At 47.8% G+C, this 16,898-nt stretch carries 13 protein-coding genes; 4 read left to right on the top strand and 9 right to left on the bottom strand.

What is annotated here, in order from left to right; genetic code table 11:
• Positions 1 to 54: 54 nt before the first annotated feature.
• The 3 genes from B5M13_RS27180 to B5M13_RS27190 form a co-directional block, all read right to left on the bottom strand.
• Positions 55 to 1,680 carry a hypothetical protein gene (locus tag B5M13_RS27180; protein WP_245859514.1) on the bottom strand — a complete coding sequence of 542 codons (1,626 nt, stop codon included), beginning with the start codon at positions 1,678 to 1,680 and terminating at the stop codon, positions 55 to 57.
• A gap of 230 nt (positions 1,681 to 1,910) precedes the next feature.
• Positions 1,911 to 2,552, bottom strand: a complete 642-nt coding sequence (locus B5M13_RS27185) for a deoxyribose-phosphate aldolase (RefSeq protein ID WP_080058665.1) — start codon at positions 2,550 to 2,552, stop codon at positions 1,911 to 1,913.
• A gap of 93 nt (positions 2,553 to 2,645) precedes the next feature.
• On the bottom strand, positions 2,646 to 4,418 hold the full coding sequence (locus tag B5M13_RS27190) for a pseudouridine synthase (protein ID WP_080058666.1): 1,773 nt from the start codon (positions 4,416 to 4,418) through the stop codon (positions 2,646 to 2,648).
• 260 nt (positions 4,419 to 4,678) lie between these two features.
• On the opposite strand from B5M13_RS27190, the gene B5M13_RS27195 reads away from it, so the two are divergent.
• Positions 4,679 to 6,697 (top strand): acetoacetate--CoA ligase, encoded by a 2,019-nt coding sequence (locus B5M13_RS27195; protein ID WP_080058667.1) that lies wholly within the window; start codon positions 4,679 to 4,681, stop codon positions 6,695 to 6,697.
• 72 nt (positions 6,698 to 6,769) lie between these two features.
• Here the strand turns inward: B5M13_RS27195 and B5M13_RS27200 are convergent, their stop codons facing one another.
• From B5M13_RS27200 to B5M13_RS27215, 4 genes are all read right to left on the bottom strand, one after another.
• Entirely contained in the window at positions 6,770 to 7,321 is a 552-nt protein-coding gene (locus B5M13_RS27200; protein WP_080058668.1) for an RNA polymerase sigma factor, read from the bottom strand.
• A gap of 447 nt (positions 7,322 to 7,768) precedes the next feature.
• Positions 7,769 to 10,219, bottom strand: coding sequence for a 3-hydroxyacyl-CoA dehydrogenase/enoyl-CoA hydratase family protein (locus tag B5M13_RS27205; protein WP_080058669.1), 2,451 nt, complete (start codon positions 10,217 to 10,219; stop codon positions 7,769 to 7,771).
• A 72-nt stretch (positions 10,220 to 10,291) separates the two neighbouring features.
• On the bottom strand, positions 10,292 to 10,762 hold the full coding sequence (locus B5M13_RS27210; RefSeq protein ID WP_080058670.1) for a MarR family winged helix-turn-helix transcriptional regulator: 471 nt from the start codon (positions 10,760 to 10,762) through the stop codon (positions 10,292 to 10,294).
• A 164-nt stretch (positions 10,763 to 10,926) separates the two neighbouring features.
• Positions 10,927 to 12,192, bottom strand: a complete 1,266-nt coding sequence (locus B5M13_RS27215) for a peroxiredoxin family protein (RefSeq protein ID WP_080058671.1) — start codon at positions 12,190 to 12,192, stop codon at positions 10,927 to 10,929.
• A 111-nt stretch (positions 12,193 to 12,303) separates the two neighbouring features.
• On the opposite strand from B5M13_RS27215, the gene B5M13_RS27220 reads away from it, so the two are divergent.
• The 3 genes from B5M13_RS27220 to B5M13_RS27230 all read left to right on the top strand — a co-directional run bounded on the left by B5M13_RS27220 (position 12,304) and on the right by B5M13_RS27230 (position 15,237).
• Complete coding sequence (locus B5M13_RS27220) at positions 12,304 to 13,365, top strand: hypothetical protein (protein WP_080058672.1); 1,062 nt, start codon at positions 12,304 to 12,306, stop codon at positions 13,363 to 13,365.
• 47 nt (positions 13,366 to 13,412) lie between these two features.
• Positions 13,413 to 14,318 (top strand): 16S rRNA (cytosine(1402)-N(4))-methyltransferase RsmH, encoded by a 906-nt coding sequence (gene rsmH, locus B5M13_RS27225; protein ID WP_080058673.1) that lies wholly within the window; start codon positions 13,413 to 13,415, stop codon positions 14,316 to 14,318.
• Positions 14,319 to 14,391: 73 nt separating this feature from the next.
• Positions 14,392 to 15,237 (top strand): polysaccharide deacetylase family protein, encoded by an 846-nt coding sequence (locus B5M13_RS27230; protein ID WP_080058674.1) that lies wholly within the window; start codon positions 14,392 to 14,394, stop codon positions 15,235 to 15,237.
• Positions 15,238 to 15,330: 93 nt separating this feature from the next.
• Here B5M13_RS27230 and B5M13_RS27235 read toward each other — a convergent pair whose 3' ends face one another.
• Both B5M13_RS27235 and B5M13_RS27240 read right to left on the bottom strand, forming a co-directional pair.
• A complete protein-coding gene (locus B5M13_RS27235; RefSeq protein ID WP_080060099.1) occupies positions 15,331 to 16,353 on the bottom strand; it encodes an SPASM domain-containing protein in 1,023 nt (340 codons plus the stop codon).
• Between the two features lie 30 nt (positions 16,354 to 16,383).
• A complete protein-coding gene (locus tag B5M13_RS27240; RefSeq protein WP_080058675.1) occupies positions 16,384 to 16,890 on the bottom strand; it encodes a hypothetical protein in 507 nt (168 codons plus the stop codon).
• Positions 16,891 to 16,898 lie beyond the last annotated feature (8 nt).

Below are 16,898 nucleotides of genomic sequence, written 5' to 3' on the forward strand. Positions count from 1 at the left end.
CATGTGATTACAGCAACATACGTCCGATCGACAGGTGCTCCACTTCAGTTATGATTATTTTTTAATCAGGTTCATCAACTGATTAATTTGCGCCTGCTGTTTCTCGATGAGTTTTTCTAATTGCTGAGTCTTTTTATCCTGCTGAATACTATACAGTGTCAACTCTTCGACCTTCTGAAGCAGTAGCGCATTCATCTTCACCAGATCAACACCTTTAGCAGCTGCCTCCTCGGCAGAGGGTACGTCGGCCAGGTGTCCATTCTGCTGGATGTAGGCTTCGACAGCCGAAAGGGGCTGGAGCGAGTAGCCCGGACTAAACACCTTGTCGCTCCACTGAGACGGATCCTGAATGCGGAGTTGATAACGGGCCTTGACGACATTACCCTGACCATCGACTGACAGAAACTGATCGGTCTGGGCACTGGCCGGACTCGCATCGGTCAGGTTCGTTAAGCGCAAACCACTTTTGTCGACAGATTCGCTGACAACTTCTAACCGGGCCGTGGGTGCTGAGGTACCGATGCCTACGTTAACCTCGTTGCCCAGGATCATGGCGTTGCTGACAGCTACCCGGCTGTTAGAACCAATGGCGATGGCATTTTGGAGTCCATCATCGGCTTGGGAGTTGTAGCCAATAATTACATTGTCATTTCCGTCTGTAATAGTTGTTCCTGACGAAGGGCCGATTATGATATTATTTGTCCCTGATGTGTTATAAAATCCAGCTTTGCTTCCTACAAATACATTGTTTGAGCTGTTTATGTTGTAGCCAGCAGAATCACCTATTGCCACATTGTTATGACCAGTTTTATTACGAATACCACTCATTACCCCTATAAGAATATTACTATACCCAATTGTATTTCCGTTACCAGCTAAATGGCCAGAAAAAATATTATTACTTCCGGTAGTGTTGTAATAACCAGCGTATGCTCCTGAAAAGATATTGCCATTGCCCGATGAGTTGGACGAGCCTGTATAAGGGCCTAAAAAAACATTGAACTGCCCACTATTATTGTTTGGCCCAGAAATAAACCCAATGAATACATTATGATCTCCCTTTACATTATTAGACCCTGCCCCTGTTCCAACAAAAATATTATTATATCCTGTTGTATTTTGTGCACCAGCACTACTACCTAAGAAAATATTATCACTACCAGTAGTATTACTTTTTCCGGAATTATAACCTATAAAATTATTACTGCTACCAGATGTACTACTATTGCCTGAATATGACCCTAAAAATACATTGTTGACGCCAGTCGAATATTTCCCTGCTTCATAACCGGCAAACAAGTTGTCGGAACCAAGTACATTACTATAACCTGTATAGTAGCCTAGGTATGTATTGCGAGGTCCTGTTTGATTGCTAAAGCCAGCCCATGTACCGACAAATACGTTACTATATGCCGTTGTGTTGTTAATACCTGCTGCATTTCCCACAAATACATTTGAACCTCCAGTCGTATTGGATTGCCCAGCCTGGCTGCCAATTATGGTATTGGATGACCCCTCTGTATTATTCTGGCCTGTTTGGTAGCCAACAAATGTATTATACCAGCCGTTTGAGGCCATAGCCTGCCCAACTCGAAGCCCTATTAGAACATTATAGGCTCCAAGTGATGTAGAATTTGGGGCACCAATAAAGTTAGTCTGCCCCTGTACAGAAACAGACATGATGATACTTAGGAAAGTAAACAGGTAATTCAGGCCCAGGAAAGGATTGGATGCCGTCAACAAGGATCGGCCTAAACAAATTATTTTACTAAGGCTGAAGAAGTTGTTTCGTTTGAATAGTTGTTCAATAGAGGTGAAGGATAAGTATCGATAACGCATATAAGAAACTAGTTTAAGTAGACGCAAAGTAGAAAAATACTACTTTAAACCAAAAATATTTCTGCGTTTCTTTATAACAACATACGTCCGATCGACAGCCGTTCAATGCCAGCAGCAGTCAGCGCTTCCAATTGACTTTCTGTGGCCCCATCAGCCACTACTTTAACCCCCACCGTCTGGGGTATTTCCCGACGAAACTGCAACGCCGACTCCAGAGAAAAGTCGGTTTGAAGGGCGCCCGTTGCGTTTTTAATAAAGTCGGCACCCGAGTCGGCCGCGAGTTTGATCATGTTCCGACGTTGCTCTGTATCCAGCAAGGTCGATTCCAAAATAGCGGTAAAAAATTTCTCCTGTGCGTGAACTATAGCCACAAGCTTGGCCAGTTCAATTTTGAGCCAGACCGACGTGGGTGAAAATAAAGCCGAGGTATTCAAAACCACTTCAATCTCATTGACCCCGTCCTTCAACGCCCAGTCAATTTCGGTTTGCTTGGCTTCGGTGCGCTGGTACCCAAACGGATAGCCAATCACCGTCGATAAAATAGCCGGGTGATCGTCGCCCAGTTCCCGACGGAACTTTTTGACCCAAAAAGGCGCAACCGTCATCCCTGCCATCCCCAACTGAATCACCTCATCGAGCACGTCATATTGCTCGTTGATCGTTACCCCAGGATGCAGCAGCGTCCGCTCGATATACGGAAAAAGGTGATTCATAGGATTGTAAAAGAGCGAAAGAGTGAATGGGTGAAAGAGCGAAAAAAGTTTGCGTCAGCATTTCGCTCTTTCACCCATTCACTCTTTCGCTCTTTAGTTAAAGTATTTCAACTTCACAACCTCTTTGGGTTCCAGGAAACGCCATTTGCCACGGGGCAGGTCTTTCTTGGTTAATCCGGCGTAGGTTGTCCGGTCGAGTTTGGTGACCTGATAGCCAAAGTGTTCGAAAATCCGACGGACGATTCGGTTACGACCCGAGTGGATCTCGATACCGATCACCTGGGCATCGGGCGTTATGATACTTAACGCATCAGGCTTGATAGGGCCATCTTCGAGTTCGATACCGTTGCGGATAGCCTCAAAATGCTCCTCGGTCACAGGCTTATCAATTTCAACCTGATAGATTTTACGAATGTTGTTCGACGGGTGTGTCAGTTTATCGGCCAGCTCGCCATCGTTGGTCAGTAACAGCAAACCCGTTGTATTACGGTCTAGCCGTCCGACGGGATAAATACGGAAATTGCCAGCGTCGGCCACCAGTTCCATCACCGTTCGCCGATCTTCAGGATCTTCGGTAGTCGTGATATAGTCCTTAGGTTTATTGAGCAACACGTACACAAACCGTTCAGGATTCAGAACTTTGGTGCCATATTTTACCGTGTCGCCTTCTTTTACTTTATAGCCCATTTCGGTCACGACTTTACCATTCACCGAAATGTCGCCCCGAGCAATGAGTTCATCGGCCTCCCGACGTGAGCATACCCCGGAGTTGGCGATGTATCGGTTCAGCCGGGTAAGGCCGGGGCCGTCCTGGTGTTCTTCCGAACGGCCACGTTTTGGCTTTTCATCACTTCCTTTCGGCTTTCCGCGCCGATCGTCCGACGATTTCTGATGAAAGGGAGCATTCTCGGGACTTAGTGCCCGATCATAGTTTGGGGCCTGGATGTATTTTCCGGTACGTCGATCGCTTGATTCTTTGCGTTGCTGACCCGTAAAACGTGAGGAAGGTTCATCCCGATTCCAGGCTTCATCGTTGCCAGCCCGTCGGCCTCGGCCCCGTTGCTCACCCGTGTCGAAACGATTTTTGGATCGGTCGTTATCTGACTGGTTAAAGTCATCTGATCGCTTGAAGCCGGGTTTATCGTTCCGGTCGAAACGAGCAGGGCGCTCCGACCGATCGGTATCCTTCGAGAACCGGCTGGTACGCGGGCGCTCATCATTACCAAATCGGTTATTACGTGAACCGAATCGTTCGTCGCTCCGGTCTCCGCGTGTATTTCGGTCGAAACGGGGGCGATCACCCTCCGATTCACTGCGAAAACGAGGCCGATCATGTTGTTCATCACGAAACCGACGTTCGTTGCCAGATCGATCATTATTGCGGTCAAAACGAGCGGGGCCACGCCGATTTTCATCGCGCTCATCGAACCGGCGATTTCCTGTATCTCCTGCCCGTTTCGGGCTAAACCGCTTCTCGTCACGAGGGCCTCTGGCTGGCCGATCAGTTGCGTCACGGTCAAAGCGAGGCCGACGGTCGTCAAAATCATCCCGGCGCCCCCGATCAAAGCGAGGTTTATCATCGCGATCAAACCGGGCAGGCCCTTCGTCCCGACGTCGATCCTTGAAGTGACCCTGAGTCCGATTCCCACGCTCGTCATCACGCGGTGTTGGTTTTTGACTACGTTCCCGACTGAAACGCGGTTTGTCATCTCTGTTATCCTGCCGGTCATTACCTCGGCTAAAGCGTGGCCGATCGCCATCCTGGCTACGGTTGAAACGTGGGGCATCATCCCGACGGCCCATAGAACGACTACCATCACGGTTTTGTCGGCTACTCCGGTCGTTCTTTTCTGAATCCTGATTCATGGAAAAATACAGTAAATCGCCTGTTTGTTTAGATAAGCAACACTGATTTTCAGCGTACTGTTCTAGGCAGGTAAAAATTGGGTTACAAATTTAGGTTTTTTCAGGATAACCCTGTAAAACTTCTTTTTCCGAAACGCATTTTATTGAAAAAACAATCCAGAGGAGTGCTTGGTCGTTAGTCGATAGTTGCTGGTTGACTGCTACTACCACTGTAAACTGACAACTGATAATCGAATACGATAAACGACTCCCAACCATCGATGCCCACTCCTACCGCAAAACCTCTTTACACGCCCGATCGACGGACCATTGAGCAAACACTGATGAAACGCTATATGGACTGGCTTTTCATTAAAAAAGGCCTGTATTTCCGTGATTACGATGACCTTTGGGATTGGTCGGTAACTGATCTGGAAGCGTTTTGGGAAAGTATCTGGCAATTTTTTGATGTGCAAAGTCACACCCCTTACCAACAGGTACTATTCAGACCGAGTGATACCGATATGATTGGGGTGGAATGGTTTCGAGGAGCTACGCTTAACTATGCCGAACATATCTTCCGACACAAAGCGACTCACCAGGCAGCTAATCGCCCCGCGCTTCTGTTTGCTTCCGAGCAACAGCCATTGACCGCCATCTCCTGGGCCACACTGGAACGTCAGGTCGCGGCTGTAGCGGCTTATCTGCGACAGGCAGGGGTAGAAAAGGGCGATCGGGTTGTGGCTGTTCTGCCTAATATACCTGAAGCGTTGGTGGCATTTCTGGCAACAAACTCAATTGGAGCCGTCTGGTCGAGCTGCTCGCCCGATTTTGGAACCGACAGCGTTGTTGACCGATTCCAGCAAATTCAGCCTAAACTACTCTTTGCCATCGACACGTATCAATACAATGGCAAATTCGTCGATAAAGTTGATGCTATATGTGACCTAAGCACCCACCTGCCTTCGCTTCAGGAAGTGATCTGGGTTCCTTACCGACCCTCAACGTCAAAAGACTGGCTGACTCAACTAACCGACCACACAGTAGGGCGGACGGCCAAGTTTGTCCACTGGCAGGATGTCCTGACCACTCCAACCCCTGATGGATTGACGTTTGAACCTGTACCATTCGAGCACCCCATCTGGGTATTGTACTCGTCAGGAACTACCGGAAAACCCAAAGCCATTACCCATAGTGTAGGCGGCTGCCTGCTCGAACACATGAAAGCCCTGGCGTTGCATCAGGATGTTCGTATGGGCGAACGGTATTTCTGGTATTCGACGACGGGCTGGATGATGTGGAATTATGCCGTGGGTGCGATGCTGGTAGGCGCTACGCTGGTGCTGTACGACGGAGCGGCTGGTTATCCTAATCTGCATGTCTTATGGAGACTAGCCGAAACGGCTCAGATCAATCACTTCGGTGGAGGAGCCGCTTATTATCTGGCCTGTCTGCGAGCGGATATCCACCCCGGTCAACTTGCCAAACTGTCAGCACTGCGTACAATCGGATCAACGGGCTCTCCCTTGCCTCCTGAGGGTTTTCGCTGGATATACACAGCTATTAAGCCAACTATCTGGCTGATCTCGCTCAGTGGCGGTACAGATGTATGTAGTGCATTTGTCGGCGGCAATCCACTCTTACCCGTATACGAAGGTGAAATCCAGTGCCGTATGCTGGGGGCTCATATTGAAGCGTTCGATGAGCATGCAAAGCCCGTTCGCGAATCGCTGGGCGAAATGGTTATTCTGGAGCCCATGCCCTCCATGCCTATTTATTTCTGGAACGACCCAGATAATGACCGATACCGAAAAAGCTATTTTACCGATTATCCGGGTATCTGGCGGCACGGCGATTATATTCAGATTACTAACCACAACGGCGTAATTATCTATGGCCGTTCCGACGCTACGCTCAACCGGGACGGAGTTCGTATTGGCACCAGCGAGATTTACAGTGCTGTAGAAAGTTTACCCGAAATTGCCGACAGCCTGATCGTTGGTCTGGAACAACCGGGTGGGCGCTATTTTATGCCGCTATTTGTCGTCCTTCGTGAAGGGTATGATCTTACAGATGAACTGGTAGGGCGAATCAAACAGACACTCAGAAGCCAGTTTAGCCCTCGCCACGTTCCTGATCGGGTGTATTCAATCCGGGAAATCCCCTATACCATCAGCGGTAAAAAGTTGGAAACACCTATCAAGAAGATCCTGTCAGGCATGGATGCGTCGCTGGCAACCAGTAAAGACACACTTCGCAATCCGGCCGCTCTGGATCAGTTCACCGAGTTTGTACAATGAACAGTCAAATTCTTTTGCTTATGGCCGTACCCTGAACGATTTATAAACACCGCACTACGACTCCTTTTCAGGCTAGTCGTAATAGGCTTTTGCGTAGAGTTGTTGTATTTTATCCCGGCTTCGCTTTAACCGCATTTTTACCGTACTCGGATTCAGGCTATACAGGTTGGCAATATCATGCACACTCAATTCGTCTTCATACTTGAGTTGCAACAACATCCGTTCTTTTGTCGAGAGTGTCTTCCAGATTCGGTTCACGAGCTGCGTGGCATCACCTTGCACCGATGCATCTTCAGGCTCTGGTATGTTTTGATCGAGTTCCTCTTCGATGGTAATGAAGCTCATCCGCTTTGCCAATCGGATTTGATCAGAGCAATAGTTGAATGAAATAGCGTATAGCCAGGTTGAGAAACTCGACCGCTCCTGAAAAGCCTCCAGACGATTAAATACCTTCAAAAATATGTCGTGGGTAAAATCTTCGGCCTTGAGAGGGTCCTTTGTCATCGACAGACAACGTCTATAGACTTTATTGACATATCGTTTATACAATATCTCAAAACAGTGGTTAGGCTGACTCGACAGGTACTGACGAATCATATCCTCATCGCTGATCAGATCAGTCATAATACAATAAATTATCTCTATGGGTTAGGGCGTAATGCCATTGAAAAGTTACGTTAAAACGCACATACTTAAGCCCTTGCTTTTGAAAAAATATATTAAAAGGTAGGTGACCTAAAATATATTTAATCGTACCATTATATAATACAATATTATGTTACCAAAAAAAACATTAAAAATATACTTAGTAACCAGCAATTATAGACAAAACAAAAGCTGTCGGCTATTTATTAGTAACAATAAAATAAAAAATATATACTATAGATTCATTGAAACAGGCTAACCATAGCAGTCGGTAAGCAACGAAACAGGTAAATAACTGGTAAGAAAAGAGAGCAAAAATTGGCTGCATCAGGACTATAAAGCAAAACGCGGGTAGTGAGACAGCTTGCAGACTTCTATCTGGCTTGCCTCTCACTACCCGCGTTTTTATAAAAATCTATGTGTCCTTTAGTTCCGTAGCGCCTTGCCGCCCGTCAGCAGACTTTGAATTCGTTCCAGTGTCTTCTTTTCACCCGTTAGCGACAGGAAAGCCTCCCGCTCCAAGTCAAGCAGGTATTGCTCCGAAACCGTCTGTGGTGTGCTCAGATCACCCCCGCAGATAACATAGGCCAGTTTATCGGCAATTTTCCGGTCATGGTCCGAAATGTAGCGTCCCATGTGCATGGCCGTAATTCCTGCTTTAAACAAGGCAATACCTGTTTTTCCCTGTACCTTAATATCCGTTCGAGGCTTGGGCTGCGTATATCCATTCTCGGCCAGTTCAATAGCGGCCTGTTTAGCTTCAGCCAGCAAACGACTCCGGTTCAGCACAATCTGATCCGTCGAGCGGAGGTAATTCATTTCGCGGGCCTCCTGTGCCGAAGTCGACACTTTTGCCGTTGCGATGTTCATGAACACATTTTGCACAATGTTTAACTCTGGATCACCGGTCTGATACAAATCCGACGCGCGGGCGGCCATTTCTTTAGTCCCACCACCAGCCGGAATCAGACCAACACCCACTTCAACCAATCCAATATAACTTTCGGCATGGGCCACTACCCGGTCGGCATGCAGTACGGCTTCGCAGCCACCGCCCAGGGTTAAGGTATGGGGAGCTACAACAACCGGAATGGAGGAATACCGAAGCCGGGTAATGAGCTTCTGGAACTGCGCAATCATCAGATTGACTTCATCGAACTCCTGCTCGACGGCAAACATGAACAGCGTAGCCAGGTTGGCTCCTGCCGAGAATGCTTCCGTCGAATCGTTCCCTACAACCAGCCCCCGGAAGTCTTTCTCAGCCAAGGAAATACCTTTGTTCAGCGCTTCAGAAACCTCCTGCCCAAAGGTGTTCATCTTGCTCCGGAATTCGACATTCAGAATACCATCGCCCAGATCAACAATATTCGCTCCGGCATTTTTCCAGACGATATTGTTACTGAGGTTTTCCAGGATGGTAAACGCTTCGGTACCCGGAATTACCTTATAGCTTTTCGTCGGAATGTCGTAATACTTGCGTTTGCCGTTTTCTACTTTGTAGAATTGATCGAAACCCGCATCGAGCATGTCGTACACCCATTGGGCAGGCTTCTGACCAAACGATTCGATCAGTTCGACGCCCTTCTTCACGCCAATGGCATCCCAGGTTTCAAACAAGCCCATTTGCCAGCCAAATCCGGCGGTAATGGCGGCATCGATGCGGTAGAGTTCGTCCGAAATTTCGGGGATACGGTAGGTGGCATAGCGGAATCCATCGGCAAAAGTACGCCGGTAAAATTCGCCTGCTTTATCTTTCCCAGCAATCAGAACCGGAAACCGATTCTTTAGATTATCGATAGCCTTGGTGCTTTCGAGCGTCGCAAATTTGACCTTTTCCGAGGGCTTGTACTCAAAAGTTTTCAGATCGAGCGCCAGAATCAACGTCTGCCCTTTTTCGTCTTTTGTCTTCTTATAATACCCCTGCCCGGTTTTGTCGCCAAGCCACTTATTTTCCATCAGTTTCTTCACCGATGCGGGCAATTCGAACGACGCTCTCGACTCGTCGTGCTCCATTTTGACGAGATTACTGGCTACGTTGACGGTCGTATCCAGCCCTACTACATCCGACAGACGGAACGTTCCCGATTTTGGGCGTCCCACCACCGGCCCAGTCAGTTTATCAACCTCTTCGACCGACAGGCCCAGTTCTTCAGCGACCCGAATGGCTTGAATCAATGATTGAATCCCGAGCCGATTGGCAATGAATCCGGGGGTATCTTTACAGAGAACGGTTGTCTTGCCCAGATACAAGTCGCCGTAGTTCATCAGAAAATCAACCACTGCGGGGTCGGTATCAGGACCGGGGATGATTTCCAGTAACCGTAAATACCGGGGCGGGTTAAAGAAGTGAGTACCACAGAAATTCCGACGAAAATCGTCGCTACGCCCTTCGGCCAGCAGGTGCATCGGAATCCCGGATGTGTTGGATGTAATTAGGGTACCTGGTTTCCGAAACTGTTCAACACGTTCGTAGACCGACCGTTTAATATCCAGCCGTTCTACAACCACTTCAATCACCCAGTCGTAGGCCCCTATTTCTTTCAGGTTATCATCAAAATTACCCAATTTGATCCGGTCGGCAAATTTGGGGCTATACAGCGAAGCGGGGCTGGCTTTCAGCATCGCCTGAAACGAGTCGTTCACGATTCGGTTCCGAACGGCCGGACTAGCCGTAGTTAAGCCTTTGGCCTGTTCTACTTCGCTAGGTTCTTTCGGCACGATGTCTAACAGGAGTACATCAACGCCAATATTGGCAAAATGAGCCGCAATGCGTGAGCCCATAATACCTGACCCCAGCACAGCCACGCGCCGGATCGTACGATTTTTGGTCTGAAAAGACCAGCCCTCCGATTTGGGTTTTTCTAAGGTAGCTTCCATGGTTTAGTTTAACGCAAATAGAACAGGCTGAACCCATCTAACAGAACGCGTTCAGCCTTAATTGACAGTATGTTAGTCCAGAGAAAGTTCTTCGGATTCAGTTGTTTTGATGCGGGCATTTTCGTCTTCCACCATCTGGATAATGTCTTTCATGACCTCAAAAAAGATGACCAGTTTATCCAATGGGATTTTCTCCCGAACCATATTATTGAACAGGATTACGCCATCGCGGGCGAGTTCGCGTTTGGCTTTACCTTCTTCAGTCAGAAATATTCGGACAAACCGCTTATCGGTTTCGTCCACTTCCCGACGAATCAGGCCCCGTTCTTCCAGACTTTTCAGCATTCGTACCAGCGAACGGGGTTCCATGCCTAGTGTCGGTCCAATTTTAGTGGCGGGCGTACCTTCTTCCAGGTCGATGTTGAGCAGCACATACCCTATCGCCATAGTGATGTCGTAGCGGGCTGCATAGGCGTTATACATGCGTGAAATGGCATGCCAACCCCATTTTATATGAAAATCAACGGTTTTCTCCTTCTTCATGGTCGATGTCGTCCTATCCCTTCTGGACGTAAATCTACCATTTTTTACCAAAAATAGTATGCATGCATACGGATTTTATAAAATAGATGCCAGCCTGCTAATGCATTCGTGGAGTCGTGTAGCCGCTCAAACTAGCTATACGATTCCACGAATGGATCAGTCAACTACTCTGCCAGCAGCTTATCAACAAGCCGATTAAACTCTTCGACGTACTGATCGTAGTATTTGCCGGTACCGGGCCCTGAGAAACCCGTATGGATATGGCGTACCTGGCCTTTTTTGTCGATGAAGATCGTTGTAGGAAAGGCCACAACGGCATTCAGATCAGGTAATGCTTTGGAAGCCTGTGCTTTATCGTTGGTCCCGGCCAATACAATCGGATAATCAATTTTGAATCGTTGCTTCATCCGCTCAAGTTTTGGCCCCGACACAGCCATATCCGGCGAACGCTCGAACGATAATCCCAGAATTTCAACCCCACGGGATTTGTTCTTTTTAAACCAGGGGCTCATAAAGTTCGTCTCGTCCATACAGTTGGGGCACCACGAACCCATAATCTGTACGATGGTCACTTTGCCTTTAAAACGTGGATCTGTCAGCGAAACGACATTTCCATTCGGTTCGGGGAACGAGGCCTTAAGTGTTTTTGAGCCAGGTTTCAAATAGGTTAATTTAGCGGGGTCGGGTAAGTCTGCTTTGGGATCGAAACGAGCTACCCAGGCTTCATAGCCCGAAATACCAGCCCATAAGCCGCCCTTGAGGGTTTTAGTAGCTGGATCATGTTTCGCTTTAAACAAATACACGTGCGACCCATCGAAACAGGACAAAAACAGACTATCGCCCACTACATTGCCTTCCAGATACCGATAATCGCCCGTGGGCGTCAGGAATGTACCTGTCAGCCGATTTCCCTTCTGATCGAAAATACCGACCGCGTTAACAGTGTCGACGTTGCCCGTTTCGCTGCCGAAATCCGTAGCCCATTTGCCCGTAACGTTTGTCGATGCCGACCGACCTCCTGACTCGCCGTCTGGTACAAACCGATACGTCTTTCCATACTCGGCTTCGAACGGCAAGGTTTGTAGAGGTTGTCCGACTCGTTTCCGACGATATGTACCCCGGAGCGTATTACCATTTATCTTTGCGACCAGTTCCGACTCAAACAGGGCATTCGGGATGCGGATCGAATCGCCCTGTACGGTAGCCGCATCGAGCGGTAATCGTTCATTGCCGTTTAGAGCGAACACGGTGTATGTATTGGTAGCAGAACCAGGCTGAATCGACAATCCAAATGGCAGATCGCCACCTTTGGTTTTGAGCACAGCCCGATATTGGCCCGGTTTGACGGAAGATACCTGTCCGAAACCGACCGTAATAAGCGAGATGAATAAGCAGACTATGATTCCAATTCTACCAGCTTTGTGATTCATAGAATTTGTGAGATAGCTCCTGTTTGATAGCTTTGTACGTTGTCATTCCTCGCAACGTGTTATCCTCTAAAATAGTTGTTATCGGGCTGCGTTCACACCAAATTCCTTGAAATGCGTTTTCTTTTCACTTTTTTATCCTGTATTTTGTCTGGAACGTTATTTGGCCAATATCAAAATCGTTCCGTATCGCTAACGGATAGAAATGATAAAACAACAACGGGCTTTATCCATTTTTACGACTGGGATAAAAGCCCCGGCTACATTGAGTTTGGGCGCGACTCGCTGAGTTCCTACACTCGAATTCAGGCCAAAGACATACAAAGACTGACGATTAACGATGGTCCTGTTTATGAAGGCTTGTACTTAAAAATGCCTTACTATGTTAAGACCCCGATAAGCGTGGGCGAACGTATATATGAGCGTGTCGATTCCACCTATTATTTGTCAGAACTGCTGCTGGATAGTCAGTCGATAAAACTATACCGAATCTTTGATGCGAATGCTACCGTTCGATTTGTGATAGCCAAGTATGACTCGCTGGCACTGTTGCACAACATGACGATCCCATTAATTAAAGGACCAACGCTTTACACCTACAACGATCCGGCCTATCGAAAACAACTTCGGGAGCTCTTATATGAATGTCCAACGCTACGTACAGATGCCGTTCAGTACACAGAGTCCAGCATTATTAAGCTTCTTAAAGAGTACCTGACATTTTGCCGGATAGATTCTAAAATATACCTGGAACAAAAAAAATGGAGCAAACCCATTATCGGCGTCGGTGGGTTTGGCTCAATCTGGCAAACGAAGTATCAACATACCATTGGCTATGGCTTAACCGCTCAAATTCTTTTCCCAAGGCAATTTCATAATGTCTTTGCCGTAATTGATCTGGGCAACGTCCGCCAGACGACGTTTACCGGCGACGAAAATGTTTACCAAATTGGACTCTACGCTGGGCGTTATTTTGGCAAAAAAGCGATTCAGGCTAAACTTTATACAGGTTTATCCACCGTTTTAGGCTTATTCGATACGGGGGCAGGAATAAGCTATAAGAAAATACTTTCGGCCGAAATTCGGTACTCCCCTTTAATGAACAAGATTTACGACAGCTTTCTTCAGGTAACTCCGCTGATTAACTTGAGGGCAGTTGTTCCGCTTAGTCGTTGAACCAACTAATCGAACCATTAGTAGCCCTGATCAACCAGGGATTATAAATGACAAATTACCACGAACCTGTTTTATTGCAAGCTTGTATCGACGGGCTGAATTTACAACCCAACGGCACCTATGTCGACGTCACCTTTGGGGGTGGTGGACACAGCCGTGCCATTTTACAGCAACTCGAAGGAGGCCGTCTGTTTGGATTTGACCAAGACCCAGACGCCCGCACCAATGCCCAGGCGCTTAATGATCCACGACTAACGTTTGTAGCCGCTAATTTCCGTAATATCAAGCGTTATCTCCGCCTTTACAAAGCCGAACAGGTCGATGGGATTCTGGCCGATCTGGGCATCTCATCACATCAGATCGACACGCCCGAACGCGGTTTCTCCACCCGTTTCGACGCCGACCTTGATATGCGAATGAACCAGCATGCCGACCGAACGGCCCGTGATGTGGTCAACACGTATCCAGAAGCTGACCTTCACCGCATTCTGGGTATGTATGGCGAGATTACCAACGCCCGTACAGCAGCCAGTGCGATTGTGTCGGCCCGATCAAACCGACCTCTGAAAACGGTAAATGATCTGAAAGCAGCCTTGCAGCGACTGGTGCCACGCGGTAAAGAGAACAAGTATTTTGCGCAGGTTTTTCAGGCCTTACGAATCGAAGTAAACGAAGAACTACAGGTGCTGGAGGAATTTCTGGAGCAGGTTCCGGAAATTTTGAAACCGGGCGGTCGGCTGGTCGTTATGTCGTATCATTCACTGGAAGACCGACTGGTGAAGAATTTCATCAACAAGGGAAAATTTCAGGGCGAGGTGGAGAAGGATTTATTTGGAAATGAGATCAAGCCGTTGCAATCTGTTACCCGCAAACCTGTTGAAGCCACCCCCGACGAAATTGCCCGTAATCCACGCGCTCGTAGCGCCAAATTACGTATTGCTGAAAAGATTTAATGAACTATTTGCCGTAGTGCGGGAGTAACCCGCGATCCTGGCTAAAAATCGCGGGTGGCCACCCAAATTACATATGAAACTACTCTATTCCAGCCTTTTCGCGCTACTACTACAGTCAGCTTTTGCCCAGACAGCTCCCCCGCGACTCATTGTTCGTGGCGACGATATGGGTTATTCACATGCGGGTAACGAAGCACTGATCAAATGCGTCAAAGAGGGTATAGAGACGTCGATTGAGGTTATTGTTCCGTCGCCCTGGTTTCCGGAAGCCGTTAAGATGCTGGCCGAAAACCCAACGGTGGATGTAGGCATTCACCTGGCCATCACCAGCGAGTGGGATAACGTCAAATGGCGGCCTGTATCCGATTGTCCGAGTCTGCGCGATGCCGACGGGTATTTCTATCCGATGGTCCGACCGAATAAAAATTATCCCAAACGTTCGATTGTCGAAAACGACTGGCAGTTGGCCGACATCGAGAAAGAGTTTCGGGCCCAGATCGAATTAGCGCTAAAGAAAATACCCCGTATCAGCCATTTTTCCAGCCATATGGGCTGTTCGGATATGAGCGCTGAAGTAAGTGCATTGACCCAGAAACTAGCCAAAGAGTATAGGATTAGCATCGTTCCCAAGGATTTCGGCGTCCAGAACGTAGGCTATATTGGCCCACACGCCACTTCTCAGGAGAAAATCGACAGCTTTAGCAAAATGCTCGAGAGTCTGGAAGGGGGTAAAACCTATTTATTTGTCGACCACCCCGGACTCGATACGCCCGAAGTACGAGCCATTCACCACATCGGCTATGAACAGGTAGCCATCGACCGCCAGGGCGTAACCGATACCTGGACTGACCCACGCATAAAAGCCCTGATCAAAACCAAAGGAATCCAGCTCATTAGCTATAAGGACCTAGCCAAGTAATGATTGAATGATTGAATTGTTGAATGATTGAATTGTTGAATTATTGACACAATCCCATTCAACAATTCAATCATTCAATCATTCAACATTAATTTACGCCCACACTTTTGTGCCTTCGGTGCAGTTTCGGCACATATCGATTTCGGAACGGGAGCGAAGCAGTGTCTGGCGAAAATCCTGATAGGCTGGTCCCTGCCAGAGATCGGCGAAGGATTGCGTTTGCAGATCGCCAAGTCGGTGGTGCGCATCTTTGTCGAAACAACAAGGCACGACGAGCCCATCCCAGGTTATGACGCAGGAATGCCACATTTTCCAGCAATGGTCTCCAAACCCATTTTTGATACGATACGAGCCATCGGTTTGTTGTGCATACCGACTGTATTGATCCAGCGTTGGAATAAGATCAGAACCTTGCTCGTAATCATAAATCTGAGCCGTTTTCAGGCCAACTTCGTCTACGCCCAACTCACGGGCAAGTTTTTTAACTTCGGCAATCTGATGTTCATTGGGTTTTACGACCAGAAATTGAAACACGACGTGTGGCGTGCGTGATTTCAGCTCTTTCTTCCAACGCAGGATGTTCTTTGTACCTTCCAGTACTTTTTCCAGCTTTCCCCCAACCCGATACTGCTGATACACTTCCTGCGTGGTGCCATCAATGGAAATAATTAGCCGGTCCAGCCCCGATTCGACGGTTTTACGGGCATTAGCATCCGTCAGGTAATGGGCATTGGTACTGGTAGCCGTATAAATGTTTCGCTCGGTGGCATACCGCACCAGATCCAGAAATTGCGGATGCAGATACGGTTCGCCCTGAAAGTAAAAGATCAGATAAAGCAGGGTTTCGTGCAATTCGTCGATGGTTCGTTTGTAAAGGTCTTCACCGAGCATCCCTGTCGGACGGGTAAACGAACGTAGGCCGCTAGGGCATTCAGGACAACGCAGATTACAGGATGTAGTCGGTTCAAAGGACACCGACATGGGCAGGCCTTGTTGCTGTGGTCGGCCGGTTTTCCGGGCGATATAATAACTCGACAATACCTTAAGCGCATTGGCCACCCGCTTGGGTGTGAGCTTGGAGGCAAAATTAAAGCCGTCGATCAGGTTGCGATTCATGTAGTAAAGGTACAACTCCCCTGCCAACAATCAGGCTGCAGATGCCATCATGGTCATGTATAAGTTGGCACCGTATCCACAGGCTAACAGAAGTGCAATCAAGTCAGTATTTATGGCCGGAGTAAAGGTTTCAGCAAAGTCAACACCGTAATTATAAGCCAGTTTGTTCCACCGAAATTTGGGAATCAGTTGTATCAACTCCATATGCTGTTCGTCTTCGAGCACAAATCGAAAGTCCCAGAATCCTTTGCTTTTTAGTCGGTAATTTTTCGTGATCCCTGATTGCTCCTCTAAACGAATCAGGATATGCCCCTGCCAGTTAAAGGTAATATCACCTTTATCGACCCCATTGATCAGCACATCGAAGGCCGAATGCCAGAAATTTCGCGACTTAATTGTAATCTGATCCTGTTGAAAGCTGGCGGTACCACTGCTCGAAAACCAGTTTTCGTATTGAAAGTGTGTAATCAATACCTCTTTGTTGTCGATGAGGTCGAAGCTGCCGTTACTGGCGGTTGATGAAAGTTGATAGTTCACTGTAAAAC

This window comes from Spirosoma aerolatum, assembly GCF_002056795.1.
Taxonomy (GTDB): domain Bacteria; phylum Bacteroidota; class Bacteroidia; order Cytophagales; family Spirosomataceae; genus Spirosoma; species Spirosoma aerolatum.